The organism is Vibrio sp. EJY3, assembly GCF_000241385.1.
Taxonomy (GTDB): Bacteria; Pseudomonadota; Gammaproteobacteria; order Enterobacterales; family Vibrionaceae; genus Vibrio; species Vibrio natriegens.
Window position 1 is genome coordinate 2,338,976 of record NC_016613.1, and the last position, 20,527, is coordinate 2,359,502.

At 44.6% G+C, this 20,527-nt stretch carries 16 protein-coding genes; 6 read left to right on the forward strand and 10 right to left on the reverse strand.

Annotated elements, in window-relative coordinates; all coding sequences use genetic code 11:
- Positions 1-11 precede the first annotated feature (11 nt).
- Positions 12-1,016 (reverse strand): NAD-dependent epimerase, encoded by a 1,005-nt coding sequence (locus tag VEJY3_RS10570; protein ID WP_014232460.1) that lies wholly within the window; start codon positions 1,014-1,016, stop codon positions 12-14.
- A 500-nt stretch (positions 1,017-1,516) separates the two neighbouring features.
- Between VEJY3_RS10570 and VEJY3_RS10575 the strand changes: the two genes are divergently transcribed.
- A complete protein-coding gene (locus VEJY3_RS10575) occupies positions 1,517-1,756 on the forward strand; it encodes a hypothetical protein (RefSeq protein WP_014232461.1) in 240 nt (79 codons plus the stop codon).
- Positions 1,757-1,827: 71 nt separating this feature from the next.
- Here VEJY3_RS10575 and VEJY3_RS10580 read toward each other — a convergent pair whose 3' ends face one another.
- From VEJY3_RS10580 to sohB, 8 genes are all read right to left on the reverse strand, one after another.
- Positions 1,828-3,666, reverse strand: coding sequence for an extracellular solute-binding protein (locus VEJY3_RS10580; RefSeq protein WP_014232462.1), 1,839 nt, complete (start codon positions 3,664-3,666; stop codon positions 1,828-1,830).
- A gap of 462 nt (positions 3,667-4,128) precedes the next feature.
- Positions 4,129-4,830: an orotidine-5'-phosphate decarboxylase gene (gene pyrF, locus VEJY3_RS10585; protein WP_014232463.1), complete on the reverse strand. Its 702-nt coding sequence runs from the start codon at positions 4,828-4,830 to the stop codon at positions 4,129-4,131.
- Positions 4,831-4,899: 69 nt separating this feature from the next.
- Complete coding sequence (lapB, locus tag VEJY3_RS10590) at positions 4,900-6,075, reverse strand: lipopolysaccharide assembly protein LapB (RefSeq protein WP_014232464.1); 1,176 nt, start codon at positions 6,073-6,075, stop codon at positions 4,900-4,902.
- Between the two features lie 18 nt (positions 6,076-6,093).
- On the reverse strand, positions 6,094-6,387 hold the full coding sequence (locus VEJY3_RS10595) for a LapA family protein (RefSeq protein ID WP_014232465.1): 294 nt from the start codon (positions 6,385-6,387) through the stop codon (positions 6,094-6,096).
- A gap of 439 nt (positions 6,388-6,826) precedes the next feature.
- Positions 6,827-7,108, reverse strand: coding sequence for an integration host factor subunit beta (gene ihfB / locus VEJY3_RS10600; RefSeq protein ID WP_014232466.1), 282 nt, complete (start codon positions 7,106-7,108; stop codon positions 6,827-6,829).
- Positions 7,109-7,321: 213 nt separating this feature from the next.
- Positions 7,322-8,992 carry a 30S ribosomal protein S1 gene (gene rpsA / locus VEJY3_RS10605; RefSeq protein WP_014232467.1) on the reverse strand — a complete coding sequence of 557 codons (1,671 nt, stop codon included), beginning with the start codon at positions 8,990-8,992 and terminating at the stop codon, positions 7,322-7,324.
- Positions 8,993-9,102: 110 nt separating this feature from the next.
- Positions 9,103-9,783, reverse strand: a complete 681-nt coding sequence (cmk, locus tag VEJY3_RS10610; RefSeq protein WP_014232468.1) for a (d)CMP kinase — start codon at positions 9,781-9,783, stop codon at positions 9,103-9,105.
- A 210-nt stretch (positions 9,784-9,993) separates the two neighbouring features.
- A complete protein-coding gene (sohB, locus tag VEJY3_RS10615) occupies positions 9,994-11,055 on the reverse strand; it encodes a protease SohB (RefSeq protein ID WP_014232469.1) in 1,062 nt (353 codons plus the stop codon).
- 255 nt (positions 11,056-11,310) lie between these two features.
- Between sohB and VEJY3_RS10620 the strand changes: the two genes are divergently transcribed.
- The 4 genes from VEJY3_RS10620 to VEJY3_RS10635 all read left to right on the forward strand — a co-directional run bounded on the left by VEJY3_RS10620 (position 11,311) and on the right by VEJY3_RS10635 (position 17,372).
- Complete coding sequence (locus VEJY3_RS10620; RefSeq protein ID WP_014232470.1) at positions 11,311-12,057, forward strand: YciK family oxidoreductase; 747 nt, start codon at positions 11,311-11,313, stop codon at positions 12,055-12,057.
- A gap of 130 nt (positions 12,058-12,187) precedes the next feature.
- Positions 12,188-12,880, forward strand: coding sequence for a translesion DNA synthesis-associated protein ImuA (gene imuA, locus VEJY3_RS10625; RefSeq protein ID WP_014232471.1), 693 nt, complete (start codon positions 12,188-12,190; stop codon positions 12,878-12,880).
- 7 nt (positions 12,881-12,887) lie between these two features.
- The gene (locus VEJY3_RS10630; protein ID WP_014232472.1) at positions 12,888-14,291 is read left to right on the forward strand and encodes a DNA polymerase Y family protein; all 1,404 of its coding nucleotides are present in this window, start codon (positions 12,888-12,890) and stop codon (positions 14,289-14,291) included.
- Positions 14,292-14,297: 6 nt separating this feature from the next.
- Entirely contained in the window at positions 14,298-17,372 is a 3,075-nt protein-coding gene (locus tag VEJY3_RS10635) for an error-prone DNA polymerase (protein ID WP_014232473.1), read from the forward strand.
- A 103-nt stretch (positions 17,373-17,475) separates the two neighbouring features.
- Here the strand turns inward: VEJY3_RS10635 and VEJY3_RS10640 are convergent, their stop codons facing one another.
- Entirely contained in the window at positions 17,476-18,693 is a 1,218-nt protein-coding gene (locus VEJY3_RS10640; RefSeq protein WP_014232474.1) for an ROK family protein, read from the reverse strand.
- Positions 18,694-19,053: 360 nt separating this feature from the next.
- On the opposite strand from VEJY3_RS10640, the gene pyk reads away from it, so the two are divergent.
- Positions 19,054-20,496: a pyruvate kinase gene (gene pyk / locus VEJY3_RS10645; RefSeq protein ID WP_014232475.1), complete on the forward strand. Its 1,443-nt coding sequence runs from the start codon at positions 19,054-19,056 to the stop codon at positions 20,494-20,496.
- The last annotated feature ends 31 nt before the right edge of the window (positions 20,497-20,527 follow it).

A 20,527-nucleotide genomic window follows, 5' to 3' on the forward strand; every position in this document is an offset into this window, starting at 1 on the left:
TCACTTTATTTTTACTTGTTATAAAACTCTCGGTACCAGGACACAAACTCTGCAATACCTTCTTGTATCGATACCACAGGTCTGTACCCCGTTACTGCATAAAGATCTTCGGTATCTGCGTACGTTTGATAAACATCACCGGGCTGCATATCCCGAAAATTCTTTTTCGCTTCAATGCCGAGCTCATTTTCTATCCCGTATATAAAGTCCATCAGGTTGATAGGCGACCCGTGACCGACATTGTAAACCGCAAACGGCGCAGAGCTACTCGCTGGCGAGCCTGTCTCTACTTTCCATTGAGCATTTTGGACAGGAATGACATCGGCTATGCGAACGATACCTTCAACGATGTCGATAATATGTGTAAAGTCTCTCCACAACTCACCGTTGTTGTTAATGTCTATCGATTCCCCGTCAAGTATCTTTTTGGTGAAGATAAATGGCGCCATATCGGGACGTCCCCAAGAGCCATAAACAGTAAAAAATCGTAATCCAGTAGTAGGAATTTGATACAAATGAGAATAGCAATGCGCCATTAACTCATTCGATTTTTTCGTCGCGGCATATAGAGAGACGGGATGGTCGACACTATCAGACGTTGCAAAAGGTACTTTACTATTCAAGCCATAAACGGAGCTAGAAGAGGCGTACACCAGGTGCTGAACACTATTCTGACGACAACCCTCTAGTATGTTTAGGTAGCCGGTTACATTTGATTCAACGTAACAGTGGGGGTTTTCAAGTGAGTATCTAACGCCAGCCTGTGCAGCAAGATGAATGACCCGATCAAAGTTCTCCTTCTCAAATAAAGCTTCCATTTCCGCCCTATTCGAAATATCAATTTGTAAGAATCGAAATGACGGATTCTTGATAAAACTTAACCTTGCGTGTTTTAGCTCGACATCGTAGTAATCATTGATGTTATCAATACCGACGACTTCATGTCCCTGAGCATTGAGTTTTTTCACCGTTGCGCTACCGATAAAACCGGCGGCTCCAGTAACTAAGTACTTCATAAAATCAAACCCAAAAATCCATCTTTAAAAATTAGTCATAATCTATTGATATGTAAAGTTTATTAACAAAATATAACTTATGAGACAGATTAAATACTTTATGTTGTGATATTACTCTAGGTTATTCTGAAATAGTTAGTAACAAAACAAAATTAAATGTGTGACGTAGAAATATCCTAACCAAGACCACAATCTTGCCAACATTCATATTTTTGTCATGCAGGCGCAACATTAAATCGAGTTGAAAAAATATAGTAACAATGGGGATGACATTAGTAACTGGAATTAATATGAAAGATAGATTAAATGTCTATTTACTCATTTAAATATCAAATATACGGAATAAGAATAAATATCATTATCTAACTAAATACACCGTGGTGAACAGAACACATTGATCTTCGTCAGTCCATCTTCAGCATGCTGATGCTACTCTAGCGGAAAATGTAGACCGCCAACAACGGGTTGATTTTCGACCACGAATAAGAATTAGAGTAGCAATGTCAATCACAATCTCAGACCTAACCAATGCACTAAATAAGGTTGAGCATATTCATAAAGTTCAGCTAGAAAATGTGCACCGTTTTTTTAAAGCCAATGAAGCTTTCTCGATTACAACGTTTGTTAACATCATCTCTAGTGATTCTATCGATGAACGTTTCAAAGCCATCGACCAAGCATTTTCTTCTTTAGGCGATGTAAAAACCTATCTTCTCGAAGCTTCTTATTTGGTTAGATAACAAGACGCATAGCAAAAAGTAAAAAGCCCTATCTCGTTGAGACAGGGCTTACATTTTAGTTGAAGCTAAAACTACAACTTGTAACGGTCATCAACAACGCTAACTTCAGGGAATGTTTTTCCGTCGTTCATCGCCTTTTCCGTTTCTTTTTTCATGTCAGGATCAATCCAGAAGTTACCAATATCCATTGGATGAAGGACCCATTCTGTCGCTTTTGTCATGCCATCTTTTGGAATTTTCACCCAACGCCAATGAGCCACACGTGAATAAGGCACCATGTAACCAGGGACAATAATATTTGCTTTGGTTACATAATCTTGAATCTGGTGGGACAGTTCATAACGCTTTTGCTGATCAAATTCTGAGTCATACGCCTCAATCAACTTATCCAACTCTGGGCTGCTGAAGTTAGTGTGTGCGTTCGTCTGAGGTTTGTTCGCATTATCTGAGTGGAGGTATTCCCAGTATGCTGGAATCTCACCCGACCCCATGTTCAAGAAAGCCAGTTGATGTTTCTTCTCCAGGATATATTTAAACGCAGATGAACCGTCTACCAGGTTTAAGGTAAATTCAAGACCTGCCAACTTCGCTTGCTCCTTGAGGTAAGCAATTCGTGGCGTCCAAGAGTTGTAGCCATAAGTAATCGCAAAGCTCAGGCGCTGGCCCTTGTCGTTCACACGAATACCATCCGCCCCAACAGTATCAAACCCGGCTTTCTCAAAATGTTTCACGGCTGCAGCTACATCAAACTTCGGTGGTGCATTGTTCGGATCGTCATACTCACCATGGCCAAAACCAAGGCCATGTGGCTTACGCGAGTAGTCACCGCGCATGATATTCTCAATCATACCGTCAAAATCGGTCGCAACCATGATGCCTTTACGCACTTCAAGGTTATCAAGCAATGGCATTGCTGTGTTCATCCAAACACCACCAGCACCTTGCGGTGCTTGGTTGAAGCCCCAATATTTTTCGATATAACCGTTTTTATAAACATCGGTGTTAGTCTTATCGTGCCAATAGTTAGGTAGCACCATTTCAAAGTAATCTAGATTTCCTTTTTCAAAGTGCTTAAGCGCGATATCCGGGTCACGAATGACGGTAATGCGTACCTTGTCTACGTTGTAACGGTTCTTGTAGTAACGGTTGTTGTAACCCCACCAGTCTTCACCAACATGTTTAAAGGTAACGCTTTTACCTTTTTTGATTTGATCCAAGTAGTAAGGGGCTGCGGTTGGTTCCGCTTTGAAGTTGTATTTGCGTACGAAGTTGTCTGGCATGCCATCGTTATTTTCGTCTTTTTCACCTTCGAAGAAATGTTTCGGACGAGGCTGGAAGCCATTACTAGGCATATTGATCATCACCATCAGGGAGTCATGACTTTGAGCAACAGCAAGGTTCACTCGGATGGTGTAATCATCAATCTTTTCGACACTCACGATACTGTTGGTAAAGAAGTCATTGTACCAAGGGTCAATGATGTCTTTCGATGTGTAGTACTGCATCATAAAGACGTAATCGTCGGCAGTAATCTTCTCACCATCAGACCATTTTGCGGTTTCATCTAGCTGAAAATAAACCGTTTTATTGTCTTCACCAAACGCCCATGATTTAGCCAGTTGCGGAATCCATTTGCCCGTATTTGGATGGCGTTGCGCCATTTTTGGCGTACCATCCATCAGGTATTGGCGTAAGCCTGAGTTTGCATCAGGGCCAACACTACGTAATGTTTGTGGGAAGCTTTGAATATAAGTGCGATAAGTGCCGCCATGAACCGCTTCTTCTGAAGCGAACAGAGGCTCATTGTTGTTTGAAGTCCATTTAATATTGGCTGGCAATTCAGCCGCATTCAGCTGAAAACTGGTCGCCGTTAGTATTGCTAATACTGAAAATGGCAGTTTCTTGGTCATTTTTCTTCCTTGTTATGATTTGCGATCTAAGGTAGATACAAGGAAGACCGTGAGTGAAGCTCACAAGATCTGCGAGAATAGCCCTACGCAGACAGGAAAGTAAAAAAGTATAATACGAAGCGACGTCCTGCCAACTTCTGCATTAATTTCAAAGAGATTCACCAGGTCATCCTAGACCTTACAACGCAGTAAATGCATCTCCGTCATAGTATTAGTAACCTATTTGTAACGCAACCCATCAATAACACCCACTTGCATTTTCTGTTTATCACAGCGCTTTATGTTATGAAATTGTGACCGACATAGTGTTATGCCCTAGTCCAAAGTCGATTGACCGTAGAGCATTAAACCTAAACACTCCAAATTTGGCTAGCAGATCCAATACCAATCGAGTAAATAGAAAAAGGTGGGACATCACTGCCCCACCTTTGGAATCAATAATACAATCATTGAGTTTAGTAATTACATGGTCGCTAAGCTGTCATTGATTGACTTCAATACCGCAGCAGGATCACTAGCCTGAGTAATAGGACGGCCAATAACCAAGTAGTCAGAGCCCGCTTGAATCGCGTCTACTGGTGTCATGATACGACGCTGGTCACCTTGCTCAGAACCAGCAGGACGAATACCAGGTGTCACCAGCTTAAACTCTTTGCCCAGCTCGCCTTTCAGCATTGAAGCTTCTTGCGCAGAACATACTACGCCATCAAGACCCGAGTTTTTCGTTAGTGTCGCAAGGCGGATCACTTGCTCTTGAGGAGCGACATTCAAACCTATACCTGCCAAATCACTCTGTTCCATGCTGGTTAGTACCGTTACACCAATCAGCAACGGACGATCTTTACCATATGGTTCCAGAATCTCACGAGATGCTGTCATCATACGTTCACCGCCGCTTGCATGAACATTCACCATCCAAACACCCAGTTCCGCGGCAGCACGTACGGCTTTCGAACAAGTATTTGGGATATCGTGAAATTTTAAATCCAAAAATACAGAGAAACCACGTTTGTGTAGCTCACGTACGAAATCAGGACCAAATAGTGTAAACATCTCTTTGCCGACTTTTAAACGGCATGACGCAGGATCAATGCGATCTACAAACGCAAGCGCATCAGCTTGGTTATCATAATCCAGTGCGACAATAACTTTTTGGTCGATCATTTCATCTCCTAAAATTTTCTTTTTTCTAAAAAAATGCAGCGGACAGAAAACCTGCCAGCTGCACTAAAATTACTCACCATCCAATCCACGGATTGGCTTGATCGTTCCCCATCCCTTACAGGACGGGCAATGCCAATACAGGGAATGAGTAGAAAAACCACATTTTCTGCATCGATAATGAGGTTTCACTTTTAGCTGTTCACCAACCATGGCTTGTAAGGTTGAAAGACTGTCTTTTGCACGACCGTCTTCCGCCTCTGCAATATGGTAATCAATCAGACGGTAGAAACCTTTCATGGTCGGATTTTTCAGTAGCTGCTTGGTCAACAGCTCCTGTGCTGCGCCCACACTTTCGTGATGCGCAACCAGCTGTGCCAGCATTAATTCTGCTGACACTCCGGCTTTCTTATCGATACAAGCCCGAAGGAATTCCACCAGCTCATCTTCTTGCCCTAAGTGGTGGTAGCACTCTGCAATCGTAGGCAAAACATCGCTAATAAAGTCTTTGTCTTGCTCCAGGATTGAAGTTAAGTATTTAATGGTTTGTTTGTAATCTTCCGACTCTAAATACATACGGCCCAAAGCAATACTGGCACGCACACATTTTGGGTCTTCCGAGAGTGCTTTTTTGAAATGCTGAACCGCTTTGCTCTTATTGCCATCAGCTTGATCTAGCATGGCAATTTCACACCAATAGTGAGCAATATTCGCTCGCATTCGAGAGCGCTTATTACTCATTTTTGCTAGCTGGTTAGCGTAGTGAATCGCTTTTTCCCATTCACGCGTTTGCTGGTAAATGGTCACAAGCTGTTGAAGTGCACCTTCTCGATGTTCTGGCTCTTCGACTAACTGTTCAAATATCTTTTCCGCACGATCTAGAAAACCAGAAACCATGTAGTCTTTAGCAAGTTGCTGAAGGGCGAGATTTTTCTGGTCAAGAGTCAGACCCGAGCGGGAAATAAGATTTTGGTGAATACGAATTGCGCGGTCGACTTCTCCACGAGAACGAAAAAGATTACCCAACGCAAGGTGGGTATCTATGGTTTCGTTATCTACTTGGAGCAATTCAATAAAGTGGTCTACTGCTTTATCTGATTGATCAGAAAGCAGTAAGTTCAGACCCGTCATATATTGACGAGAAATTTGATGTGATTGCTTCTGCTTGTCTTGTTGAGCGCTGCGATGCCCCATATACCAGCCATACGCAGCAGCTATAGGCAATAACAAGAAGAGTAGTTCAAGCATTAAAGTGAAGCCTTATCCTTATGCCTGTTTGTCGATAGCAGGCTTAGCAGCAGTTTCTGCGTTAGCGGGCTCGTACTTTTTCAGTTTCTTCTTAAGACGTCGAACTTGAAGTTGAGTCTTTAGTTGGATGCTAGCGAAGATAACCCAGGCCAAGCCAAATCCAACAACAAATACCACGCCTAATAGCGTTGATAGATGGAACTCTCCTTTTGCTAAAAGATAGTTAAAGGTCACAACCTCTTGGTTTTGTGAGCCTAATGCTAGTGCAATTAAAAAGAGAGCGAAAATAGCAACGATTTTTATAATTTTCATATTACATCACCCTTAGAGGAGTAAGTAGGTCAGATTATGCAGTAAAATGTTTCTTCAGACCACGTATATTAGCAATAATCTATACCCAAGTAACCTCAAGAAACCCGGTTTGTAGACACACAATTGAAGTTAATAGCAATCTGGATAGATAAACATTCAACTTATGGCACGATAAAACCGTCCAGAGTAAGGCAAGTTGAGATAATTGACACTAATACCAATAATTTAATTATCAGAAAGTTGTGCAGGAGAAATCGCTTAGAACAAGGAAGAACTTGCAGTAACCAGCGGTGTTAATGACAAAAGTTCTAATGCAGTTGTCAGCGATTTGAACCAGCAATAACAATGAGATAATGACTGGAATTGGTCTTACTGGACATATTATAAAAAAGCGGCATACACAAAAGTATGCCGCTTTTTTCAAACTAATCAGAGAGCATTAGCCAATATTTACGCGCTCACGAAGTTCTTTACCTGGCTTGAAGTGTGGGACGAATTTACCGTCTAGTTCCACTTTATCACCAGTTTTAGGGTTGCGACCTACGCGAGGCTCACGGTAATGAAGAGAAAAACTACCAAAGCCGCGGATCTCGATACGGTCACCACTCTCTAATGTAGAGGCCATGTGCTCTAGAATATCTTTTACAGCATCCTCTACCTCTTTCGCTGATAAATGCGTTTGCTCAGCGCAGAGTCTTTCAATCAGTTCAGACTTAGTCATAGTTGCCCTCTTTGAGTATCTTTCTCACTCATTATAGTAAGTAATACTAATTCCAACAAACACTTGCTCGTAATTCTAGACAATTTTTACGCAAAGTATGCATTGAAGAAATGTCTTTTATTAAGATAGTTTACCGATATTAGTATTACTACTTTTATTGCAATAAATATAAAAAAGGAGCCTTGCGGCTCCTTTTTTGCTTAAGCGAGTATATTATTCGCCTTTAGCTGCTTTGAAAGCGTCAGCCATTGCGTTACCGAATGCATTGTCATCTTGCTTGTTGATAGATGCCATTGCTTCTTGCTCTTCAGCTTCGTCTTTAGCTTTGATAGATAGGTTGATTACGCGGTTCTTACGGTCTACACCTGTGAACTTAGCTTCAACAACATCACCAGCGCTTAGGATTAGAGAAGCATCTTCTACGCGATCGCGAGATACTTCAGAAGCACGGATGTAACCTTCAACGCCTTCTGCGATTTCAACAGTAGCACCTTTAGCGTCAACAGCAGTTACAGTAGCGTTAACTAGAGTACCTTTCTTGTTGTCTGCAACGTAAGCATTGAATGGGTCGTTTTCCATTTGCTTAACGCCTAGAGAGATACGCTCACGCTCTGCGTCTACTGCTAGAACAACTGCAGAGATCTCGTCGCCTTTCTTGTACTCACGTACAGCTTCTTCGCCAGCAACATTCCAAGAAATGTCAGATAGGTGAACTAGACCGTCGATGCCGCCTTCTAGACCGATGAAGATACCGAAGTCAGTGATAGACTTGATCTTACCAGTAACTTTGTCGCCTTTAGCTTGTGCTTCAGCGAATGACTGCCATGGGTTAGCTTTACACTGTTTCAGACCTAGAGAGATACGACGACGCTCTTCGTCGATTTCAAGAACCATAACCTCAACTTCGTCGCCAACATTAACAACTTTAGATGGGTGGATGTTCTTGTTAGTCCAATCCATTTCTGAAACGTGAACTAGACCTTCAACGCCTTCTTCGATTTCAACGAAGCAGCCGTAGTCAGTTAGGTTAGTTACGCGACCAGTTAGTTTGTGACCTTCTGGGTAACGCTTAGCGATTGCTACCCATGGATCTTCGCCTAGTTGCTTAAGACCTAGTGATACGCGAGTACGCTCACGGTCGAACTTAAGAACTTTAACTTGGATCTCGTCACCAACGTTAACGATTTCAGATGGGTGCTTAACGCGCTTCCAAGCCATATCTGTGATATGTAGAAGACCGTCAACGCCACCTAGGTCAACGAACGCACCGTAGTCAGTAAGGTTCTTAACGATACCTTTAACTTCAGAACCTTCTTGTAGAGTTTCTAGAAGCTCGTCACGCTCAACGCTGTTCTCAGATTCGATAACTGCACGACGTGAAACAACTACGTTGTTACGTTTTTGGTCAAGTTTGATAACTTTGAACTCTAGCTCTTTGTTTTCTAGGTGAGCAGTGTCGCGGATTGGACGTACGTCTACTAGTGAGCCAGGAAGGAAAGCACGGATACCGTTTAGTTCAACAGTGAAACCGCCTTTAACTTTACCGTTGATGATACCAACAACAGTTTCAGCTTCTTCGTAAGCTTTCTCAAGTACGATCCAAGCTTCGTGACGCTTAGCTTTCTCACGAGAAAGTTGAGTTTCACCGAAACCATCTTCAACAGCGTCTAGAGCTACGTCTACTTCAGCGCCAACTTCAACTTCAAGTTCGCCAGCAGCGTTCTTGAACTGTTCAGCAGGGATAGCAGATTCAGACTTAAGACCAGCGTCAACAAGAACGAAACCGTTCTCGATAGCTACTACAGTACCTTTAACGATGCTGCCTTGTTGGAATTCTGTTTCGTTTAGAAACTCTTCAAAGAGTTGAGCAAAAGATTCAGTCATTTATTTAATCTTCAATAAATTAAACGTCCACGGGTATCCTACCGCATGGGGTTATTAAATTCGCCAGTCATCATCCTTGCGACCAACGCTCTTAGCCTAGTTGAGTATCGTTACTCAACTCGCTTCGATTCGATATATTGTAGTGCCTTTTCTACCACTTCGTCGATAGTCATCGACGTAGAATCTAGCACAAGCGCATCCTTTGCAGGGCGCAGTGGCGCCACTGGGCGGTTACGATCGCGATCGTCACGCTCTTGGATCTCGCTTAAAAGGTCAGCAAATCTAACATCTAACCCTTTATCTTGCAACTGTTTAAGGCGTCTATTTGCACGCTCTTCTGCGCTCGCATCAAGGAAAATTTTCGCTTGTGCTTGTGGGAATACAACGGTTCCCATATCACGGCCATCAGCAACCAAACCTGGTGCTGTTTCAAAGGCACGCTGACGACGCAATAATGCTTCACGAACACGTGGTAGCGCAGCGACTTTAGATGCAGCCATACCCGTTTCTTCTTTACGAAGCTCACCGGAGACATCTTCGCCTTCTAAGATAACCTTAACCAAGTCACCTTCAGCGATAAATTGAACATCTAGGTGTGTAGCCAATGGGACAAGTGCGTCCTCAGACTCAGTATCAACACCATGGTGAATAGCAGCCAGTGCAAGTACTCGATAAATCGCGCCAGAGTCTAAGAGTTGGAAACCCAACTTTTTCGCCAGCAACATACACAAAGTGCCTTTACCTGCACCACTCGGTCCATCTACGGTTACAACCGGAGTTTGAGAGGACATGTTCTTCTCCACCTTTTATTTCTTTTAGCAAATTGCTCGGTTTTCGAGGCGCGCATTATAAGGGAAATTGCCCTTTCGGGCGAGGAAAAATGTCATTCCATGCATCACACTGCATGAGCAGCCTGATTTATAAGTAAATTTAAAAACTCAAATAAAAATGGCGAGAGCTCTCACCCTCGCCATGTTCAAATTAGATATCAGTTTTCGTGATTACACGATTGGCTTTTGACCACGCTCAGCCAATTTTAAGATAACACTGTCTGCCACTTTGCTCGCTACACCCGCTAGCTTATCAGCCAGTTTTTTCTTCGGTACGTAGTGAACGGCTAATACTGTCTTGTCTTTGCATGCCGCAACAACGAGATCATCAGACGTGCAGATTTCGTCGACCAGACCATGCTCTTTCGCCTGAGTACCAAACCAGTGTTCGCCAGTCGCTACTTTCTCTAGCTCTAAGCTTGGGCGGCGCTCACGAATGAAGTCTTTGAACAGTACGTGAGTTTCTTCTAGCTCTTGTTTGAATTTATCACGAGCTTTGTCGGTGTTTTCGCCAAACATCGTCAGGGTACGCTTGTACTCACCTGCGGTAAGTTGTTCGTACTCGATATCATGCTTCTTCAATAACTTATTGAAGTTTGGAATTTGTGCGATCACGCCAATTGAGCCAACAATTGCAAATGGTGCAGAGACAATTTTATCTGCCACACACGCCATCATATAACCACCACTTGCCGCAACTTTATCCACGGCGATAGTTAATGGCAAACCAGCGGCTTTAATGCGATCAAGCTGAGAAGATGCCAAGCCGTAGCCATGAACCATGCCACCACCCGACTCTAAACGCAGTAAGATTTCATCCCCTTCAGGAGCCACAGCCAAAATGGCGGTGATCTCTTCACGCAATGAGTTCACTTCTTTCGCATCAATACTGCCTTTGAAGTCAAGAACAAACAGGTGTGGTTCGCGCTTGCTATCTAGCTCACCTTCTTTACTGGCTTGTTTGATCTCTTTCTCGCGGGATTTGTTCTTTTCTTTTTCTTCTTTCTTGATGGCTTTGTCACGAGCCTTGAGGAAAGCCTCATCGTGTAAATGATGCTCTAATTGCTCAACAGACTGTTTATGCTGCTCAGAAAGGTTGGTGATCTCAAGTTCACCTTTTGCAGCACCTGATTTACCACCTACCGATTTAACCAGGATTAGAATGACAATGATCGCAGCAACGACTGTGACAATCTTGGCCAAGAATAAACCGTAATCTAATAAAAATTCCAATGAGAGCTCCTTTATCTCACTCCAGAGAATATGTTGCTATGCTACACCGAAAAATCAGAGAGAAGGCAACGTGGTTTGTAACCACTTGTTCTGATTGATAGCATACCTAACCAACGTTCTGGAATTGGTATAACACATGAATTGGTGTATTGTAACCATCTTGTCACGATTACCAAGATTTTCCATTAAGAAAGCGGCGTAATTTGCGCCAATTAACTATCATGGACCCTCTTACAATAATAAGGATTAAACACCGTGGACTACTCCGTTTCAGCAGATGCCTTAAAAGATAAAGTCATTCTTGTTACCGGCGCAGGTAATGGCATTGGCCGTCAAGCCGCACTTTCATATGCAAAGCACGGTGCAACGGTGATTTTATTGGGCAGAAACGTTCAAAACCTTGAATCCATTTACGATGAAATCGAAGCTGCTGGTTACCCGCAAGCTGCCATTATCCCTCTTGATTTAAAAGGGGCGACAAAACAGAACTACATCGACATGGCAGAGACAATCGAAGGCCAGTTTGGTCGCCTTGACGGCCTGTTGCACAACGCTGGCGTTCTGAGCACACTTTGTCCATTTGAACAAATCAAAGAAGATGACTTCGACGACATCATGCAAATTAACGTGAAAGCCGAAGTTCTGATGACTCAGGCGCTGCTACCTGTGATGCGTAAAGCTGAAGCGGGTCGTATTATCTTTACCTCTTCTACTGTTGGTCACTCTGGTCGTGCTTTCTGGGGTCCATACGCGATCTCTAAGTTCGCAGTAGAAGGCATGATGCAAACGCTGGCTGATGAGCTAAGTGATACAACAATGCGTGTTAATGCCATCAACCCAGGTGCCACACGTACTCGCATGCGTGAAAAAGCATACCCGGGTGAAGATTCTAACAAACTGAAAACACCACAAGATCTGATGCCACTGTACCTGCATCTGATGGATCCGAGTGTGACTGACGTGAATGGCCAGTGTATCGACGCACAACCAAAGCGTAAGTGATTCCGTTCTCACTCCTTCGCATAACTGATTGAAAAGGCAGCCAACGCTGCCTTTTTTATTTTTCTCGCCACAAAAATCTTGCTACTTTTCACTACAGAAATATACTGTACATATATACAGGTATTTAGTTATGCAAGATATTATTCAGCACTTAAAAAGCCAACACCTTGTTTGGCAGGCAAATTTAACCAAAGCGGACTCACATCAGTTCCTCAACAGCTCTGCTTTTCCTGAGCTGGACGCTCTACTGGGCGGAGGTTTTCCACCTCACGGCGTGATCGAAATGGAGTCTGTGGGCAGTGTCGGTGAATTGCGTTTATTAGCGCCTTATTTGAAATCATCGCTAACTAAAGGCGTTACTGCGTTTATTCAACCGCCAGCGTTAATGAATCCACTCTTTCTGCACAGTATCGGCTTGGATATCAATCAAGTCTGGGTCATCACACCGGAGCATCAGCGTGATGCACTCTGGGCTGCGGAGCAGTGCCTAAAAAGTAGTGTGTGTAGCAATGTATTATTGTGGCAAGACGAGCTTGAAATCCATCAAGTCAAACGTCTACAGGTCGCCAGTGAGCAGGGCTCTGGCCCTCTGTTTATGTTGAAGCCAATCCGAGCGAACCGTCTATCCCTGCCTGTCTCACTCAGCCTCAAAGTACAAGGGAGTGAGCAAGGCGTCAGCGTTGAGGTATTAAAACGTAAAGGTGGCTGGAGTAAAGGTCAGGTCGAGATTAACTACCAGCATCATTACCCACAACTGGTCATGCCGCTTAAGACTCATACTCCATCGACAGTCGTAAATTTCCCGATGTTAAATCAAGGGTAATAACAACATGTCTTTATGGATCTACTTACACTTCCCTCGTCTGCAATTGGACACACTTTTTAGTGGCAACCAAGAACAGCCTGTGGTGATAGTCGAAAGCCAGCGTTGTCGCATCATTCAATACAACGATATTGCAGAGCAACAAGGCATCAAGCTAAATATGGGATTGGGCAGCGCTGCGTCTTTATGTCGAGACTTACAAGTCCACCCTCACCATCCCCAAACTGAACTGAAGAAATTGCAGGAGGTTGCCCAGTGGCTATATCTGATCACGTCTGATGTGGTTCTGATGCCAAATCAGGGGCTCCTGCTACGCGCAACCCCCATGCTCAGCCTCTATGATGGGTTGCAAAACTACTGGCACAAAGTCTCAACCCACCTCGCCACACTAAAACTGAGTGTGCAGTTTGGCTGTGGGTTTTCTCCATTATCAGCCAAACTCATGGCACTGTCTGGAAGTAATCGGTTGATTGAAGACAAAGCGTCTATTCAACAATCACTCTCCACTTTGCCACTCACACTGACAGATTTATCCACTGTAACGGTGGGTAAATTGCAGCGTGTTGGCGTAAGTACTTTACAAGACCTGCTTGAGTTACCGCTGCAGGATATCGCTCGCCGTTTTGATATTGATTTAGTGAACTACGTAGGTCGTCTGACTGGCCAATTTAAACACCCTGTCGATTTTTATCATCCAACAGAATCATTCAGGGTGTATTTGGAGTTGCTGTTTGAGCTAGAAAATGTTCAGTGGATTGAGAAGCCCTTGGCCAAACTGCTGATGCAACTCGAAACCTTTCTAAAATTAAGAGACAAAGTTGCTTTTGAGCTTTGCTTAACGCTCCACCAGCGAGATAAACACACACAGTCGGTGCCGCTTACCTCAGCACACGGCGACTACTTATGCCACCGCTGGCAACAACTCGCCAGTTTGAGCCTGGAGTCTCTGGCACTCAATGGCCCTGTGATTGGCCTGACTTTGCAGGTCAATCGCCAAGGCGAACCAATCAGCAGCGCTTGCGACCTCTTTGCGGGGCAGAAAGGCCAAATGCATCCGTTAGAGCTGCTCTCTTTGTTGCAAGCAAAAATGGGAAAACACTCCGTACTCAAGCCTGATATTGCCTACGACCCAAGGCCAGAAAAAGCCTGTCAATACCGTTCGGCCGATGAACCCGATGTCGCGCTTTCTTCGATTCCTCAGTTGCTGCGTCCGGCAATGCAGTTACCGAGACCAATGCCGCTCCAAGAACAGGTTTCTCTGGTACACGGACCAGAACGAATTGTTTCAGGGTGGTGGGATGGCGATGAAATCATGCGTGATTACTACATTGCACATACCAAGCAAGGTCGCTGGTTATGGGTGTTCCGCGATCAATACAAACATTGGTTTCTTCATGGATTTTTTTGTTAAGTCGTTATGAATTACGCAGAGCTGTTTTGTCAGTCCAATTTCTCTTTTCTTACCGGAGCTTCTCATGCAGAAGAGCTGGTTCTGCAAGCCGCTTTTTACCGTTATCAAGCCATTGCGATCACCGATGAATGTTCCGTCGCAGGTGTTGTAAAAGCCTATTCCACGATCCAGCAACATAAGCTCGATATCAAACAAATCGTAGGAAGCATGTTTTGGCTCAATGATGAATGCCAAGTGGTCTTATTGTGTCCATGCCGTAAAGCTTATGCAGAATTGTGCCGCATCATCACCAACGCAAGACGACGCAGTGAAAAAGGCAGCTATCAACTCTCTGAATGGGATTTGATGTCGATTCGTCACTGTTTTGTTTTATGGCTCCCAACCCACCAAAACAGCGATCATTACTGGGGACGCTGGTTAAACCAACATCATCCAAACCGCTTATGGGTTGCCATCCAGCGTCACCTTGGTGGCGATGATTCGGCATATACCGACCATTGTGAAAAGCTCGCCCATGAACTTCAGTTACCTATCACAGCTTGTGGTGGTGTACTCATGCACTCGGTCGAACGCCTGCCATTACAGCACGTACTTACGGCAGTGAAACACGGTTGCAGCGTCGATAAGCTGGGGTTTGAACGACTATCCAACGCAGAGCGTGCACTACGCCCACTAAGCAAAATAGCCCGAGTCTACAAACCAAAATGGCTTGCAGAAAGCCAGCACATCGCTAATTTGTGTGAATTTAAGCTGAGTGACCTGGAATACGAATACCCTGCCGAGTTAATCCCCGACGGTTACACACCCGATTCTTACCTGCGTATGCTGGTTGAACGCGGCAAGAAAAGACGTTTTCCTGAAGGTGTTCCAGAAACGATCCAGCAAACGATCGAGAATGAGCTCGCATTAATCAAAGAGCTGAAATACCACTATTACTTTTTAACCATTCACGACATTGTGATGTTTGCAAAAAAGCAAGGCATTCTCTATCAGGGACGCGGCTCTGCGGCAAACTCTGTCGTGTGCTATTGCCTGGAAATCACCTCCGTGGATCCAAGGCAAATCGCGGTACTATTCGAACGTTTTATCAGCAAAGAACGAGATGAGCCGCCAGATATTGATGTCGACTTTGAGCACGAGCGCCGGGAAGAAGTCATTCAATACATCTATAAGAAATATGGTCGTGAGCGAGCAGCTCTGGCTGCAACCGTGATCAGCTATCGCTTCAAAAGTGCAGTCAGAGAAGTCGGTAAAGCACTGGGGATTGAAGAAACCCAGCTCGACTTTTTCATTAAGAACGTGAATCGCCGCGATCGTAGCCAAGGCTGGCAAGCGCAAATTGTCGAACTCGGATTGCATCCGGAATCACTCAAGGGGCAACAATTTATTCAACTGGTGAACGAGATCATCGGCTTTCCTCGCCACTTGTCTCAACACGTCGGTGGCTTTGTGATTTCTTCCGGACCGTTATACGAGTTAGTTCCGGTGGAAAACGCGGCGATGGAAGATCGTACTATCATACAGTGGGATAAAGATGATTTAGAAAGCTTAAAACTGCTCAAGGTCGATGTGCTCGCATTAGGCATGCTGAATGCGATCAGAAAGTGCTTTCAACTGGTCGAAAAGCACCACCAGCGATCACTGTCCATTGCTGAGATCACCCGACTTCAGGATGATCCCAATGTGTATCGCATGATCCAGAAAGCAGACACCGTCGGGGTATTTCAGATCGAGTCCAGGGCACAAATGAGCATGCTCCCTCGCTTAAAGCCTGCCTGTTATTACGACTTGGTGATTCAAATAGCGATTGTGCGTCCGGGTCCTATTCAGGGTGATATGGTTCACCCCTTCCTGAAAAGACGCAATGGTGAAGAACCCGTCAGCTACCCTTCAGAAGCCGTGAAAAGTGTCTTAGAGCGAACCATGGGTGTTCCTATTTTTCAGGAACAGGTCATCAAGCTCGCAATGGTTGCTGCGGGCTTTAGTGGCGGTGAAGCCGACCAACTACGCCGGGCGATGGCTGCCTGGAAAAAGAATGGCGATCTCGCAAAATTCAGACCTAAGCTTATCGATGGTATGCGTGAGCGAGGCTACGATTTAGCATTCGCGGAACGTATCTTCGAACAAATTTGTGGTTTTGGCGAATACGGCTTCCCGGAAAGTCATTCGGCTTCATTTGCGGTGCTGGCGTATTGTTCGTCCTGGCTGAAATTCTATTACCCTGCTGAGTTTTATACAGCGCTATTGAACAGTCAACCTATGGGCTTTTACAGCCCTTCTCAATTGGTGCAGGATGCTCGCCGCCATGGCATCGAAGTCTTGCCAGTCTGCGTCAATCTTTCACACTATCAGCACCACCTGATCCAGCGCCCTAACGGTCGGTTGGGCGTGCAGCTTGGCTTTCGCTTAGTCAAAGGGCTCAGTGAAGAGAGCGCGAACCAACTCCTTAAGCGCCGCCCTCAAAACGGCTATCGCTCAATTCAGGAGGTAAAGCAGGTGTTGAGAAGTCGCCGCGATATCGAGCTGTTGGCATCCGCGAATGCGTTACAGATATTATCTGGCAATCGCTACAGTGCTCGTTGGGCAGCCATGGACTCCCTATCAGACCTACCTCTGTTTCAGGATGTACAAGAGCCTGTTGCTGGCTATCAAACCCAACCTTCTGAGTACGAAAACCTGATTGAAGATTATGCCAGTACCGGGCTTTCTCTCAATCGTCATCCGATTACTTTATTGGATCAAGCAGGTAAGCTGCCTCGCTTTACTCGCATGCAGCAGTTAGTCGAGAAAGAACATAAATCACTGGTGACCGTTGTCGGGCTCGTCACCGGACGTCAGTCTCCCGGTACCGCTGCGGGTGTTACCTTTATCACTTTAGAAGACGATACCGGGAATATTAATGTCGTGGTTTGGAGTGCGACGGCCCGAGCCCAAAAGCAAGCTTATCTCACATCCAAAGTGATGATGGTAAAAGGAATTTTAGATAGAGAGGGAGATGTGACACACGTGATCGCAGGCAAACTGATTGATTGCACTCATCACTTAGCGGCGTTACAAAGTAAATCACGAGACTTTCACTAGTGTTTAGAAAGCTTACCAACCGTAGTAAATAACAATAACAAAAAGGGATGAGAACCCAAGTCTCATCCCTTTAATAGGTCGGTAATAAAGTCAGTAAAAGAGATTAACCCTCTACCACTTTCATCAACAGTTGTCCGTCATACAACGCTTGTTTTACAAGTGCTGCACCCGGCATTGTCGCTTGTTTGTAGAAACGAGACTCTACCAGTTCCAGATCCTGGTGATAAACCGGCAAACTTTGCTCTTCGATACAACGACGAATAGCTGGGTAAAGAATGTCTTTCGCTTGGTTGATGACGCCACCAATCAAGATCTTTTCTGGGTTAAACAGGTTAATCACAATCGCAATCGCAGAACCTAGGTAACGGCCTAGTTTTTCAATCACATCCACAGCAAGGGGATCACCATTAGCGGCTGCTTCACAGATGCTCTCGATACTCATCTCTTCTTGCTCAGCAAGGCTGGACGCCTCACCATCAGCAATCCGTCTGACGACTTCTTCGCGAATAGCCTGTGAGCTTGCTACCGTTTCCAAACAGCCAATATTGCCACAGTGGCAGCGTTTACCATTTGGATCGATTTGGATATGACCTAATTCACCGATATTACCGTGACGGCCTAACAATACACGACCATCGAGAATAATACCGGCACCTAAACCATGGTGAATCGAAATCAGAACTGAGTTTTCATTCTCTTTAGAGTGACCAAACAGTTTCTCCGCTAATGCCCAAGCTCGCGTGTCATTAGCCACAAAGACGGGTAAGCCGGTTGCCTTATATATTTCAGGCCCCAGAGCTAAATTTTCTACGTTGTAATGCGGCATTTGTAACACGATGCCTTGCTCTGAGTTAACGAGGCCAGGCAGCGTAATTGCGATACTGGTAACACGATCTAGCTGATCAGCATAGGTTTGAAAAAACTCATCAATTTCATAAAGCAGGCGCTCAAGCACATCGTCTTGGTCCAGCTCATGAATTTCGATTTTAGTATCAATTAATACATCGCCGCCGAGCTCATGGAGCGCGATTGTTAAATAACCACGGCCTAAACGCATCGACAGGAACTGCCAACCTTCATTATTAACCTGCAAACCGACAGCGGGACGACCACGACTGGTGGCCTCTTGAACGGTTGTTTCATGAATCAAGTGTGCTTCAATTAATTCTCGAGTGATTTTAGTAATACTTGCAGGTGCAAGCTCACTTTGCTTGGACAAATCAATTCGAGATATTGGACCCTTTAAGTCAATTAGTTTGTATACCCGACCAGCATTGATCTGTTTGATATGATCAATATGGCCCGGTTGAGCCATGTACATTGTGCACTCCAAAATTCTATAACACGGCAATTTTTTTACTTTGCGAACTAATTGTGAAGTGAATTAATAGATCCCCGTGACAAGCATCACGCAGAAACCTGTTTGTTTGTGTATTTAGTCAAATAACGGAAAATTTACACCTGTTAAATTGTGTAAAAAATAACTTAATTTTTTGACCAAATTAGTCATCCACTCCACGCGAGTGGCTATCACTAAAAACATCAAGCGAATCTATGCAGTTGGTTTTTTATAAAGATGGAGAACTTTTTGCTCGTGTTCATCTTAACCAAAGCATTCTGTGCATATACTTAAATACAATTCGAGTTACCTTGTCCCACACTAGCATTCTTCGGAGAATCTATGACATCCAAATTGAGAAGAACAAAAATCGTTACCACACTTGGGCCTTCAACTGATAAAGACAATGTACTTGAGGAGATCATCAAAGCTGGCGCTAACGTTGTGCGGCTGAACTTTTCACACGGTAGCAGCGAAGATCATATTCAACGTGCAAACAAAGTCCGTGCAATTGCCGCAAAACTAGGACGACAGGTTGCTATCTTAGGCGACTTGCAGGGTCCGAAAATCCGCGTATCTACATTCAAAGATGGCAAAGTGATGCTCAAAGTCGGTGACAAATTCACCTTAGATAGCGACTTGCCAAAAGGTGAAGGCAACCAAGAAACTGTCGGTTTAGACTACAAAGAATTGCCACAAGACGTCGCACCTAATGATGTCCTGTTACTCGACGATGGCCGTGTTCAGTTACAAGTCACCAGCGTAGAAGGTAATAAAGTACATACTCACGTCACGGTTGGTGGTGCCCTGTCGAACAACAAAGGCATTAACAAAAAAGGCGGCGGATTATCTGCAGAAGCGTTAACGGAAAAAGATAAGGCAGACATTCTTACTGCCGCAGAAATCAAAGTCGATTATTTAGCGATTTCTTTCCCACGTAATGGCGAAGATATGCACTATGCGCGACGCTTAGCGCGAGATGCAGGCCTGGAAGCAAAATTGGTCGCCAAAGTAGAACGCGCCGAAACGGTAGAGAGTAGTGAGTCAATTGACGATATCATTATGGCCTCTGATGTGGTCATGGTCGCTCGCGGAGACTTAGGGGTAGAGATCGGTGACCCAGAGCTTATTGGTGTTCAGAAGAAGCTCATTCGTCGTGCACGCAGCTTAAACCGAATCGTCATTACGGCAACCCAGATGATGGAATCGATGATTACAAGCCCAATGCCTACCCGTGCTGAAGTCATGGACGTGGCAAATGCTGTTTTAGATGGTACCGATGCGGTCATGCTGTCAGGAGAAACCGCGGCAGGTGAATACCCCGTTGAAACCGTTAAATCGATGGCTGAAGTCTGTATGGGCGCAGAGAAAATGTCTGAAGCCAGTCTGTCGACCTATCGCCTTGAACGTTCCTTCGAAACCGCAGAAGAAACCATTGCGATGGCAACCATGTATTCTGCCAACCATATGGAAGGTATTAAGGCCATGATCTCCTTAACCGAGTCTGGCAGAACCGCTTTAATGATGTCTCGTCTGAGCTCAGGGTTGCCTATTTTTGCCTTATCAAGAAATGAATCGACACTGAATCGTGCTGCGTTATACCGAGGCGTCACACCAGTCTATTTTAACTCCAAAGGCGATGCAGGATTGCCAACCGCGCAGGATGCGATTAGCTGTTTAAAAGAACAAGGATTTTTAAACGACGGAGATTTGGTCATCATTACTCAAGGTGACGTAATGGATGTCGTTGGTTCAACCAACTGTATGCGTATTATGCCTGCATAATATATCAGTACAAAAGTCGAGGGCTCCAATC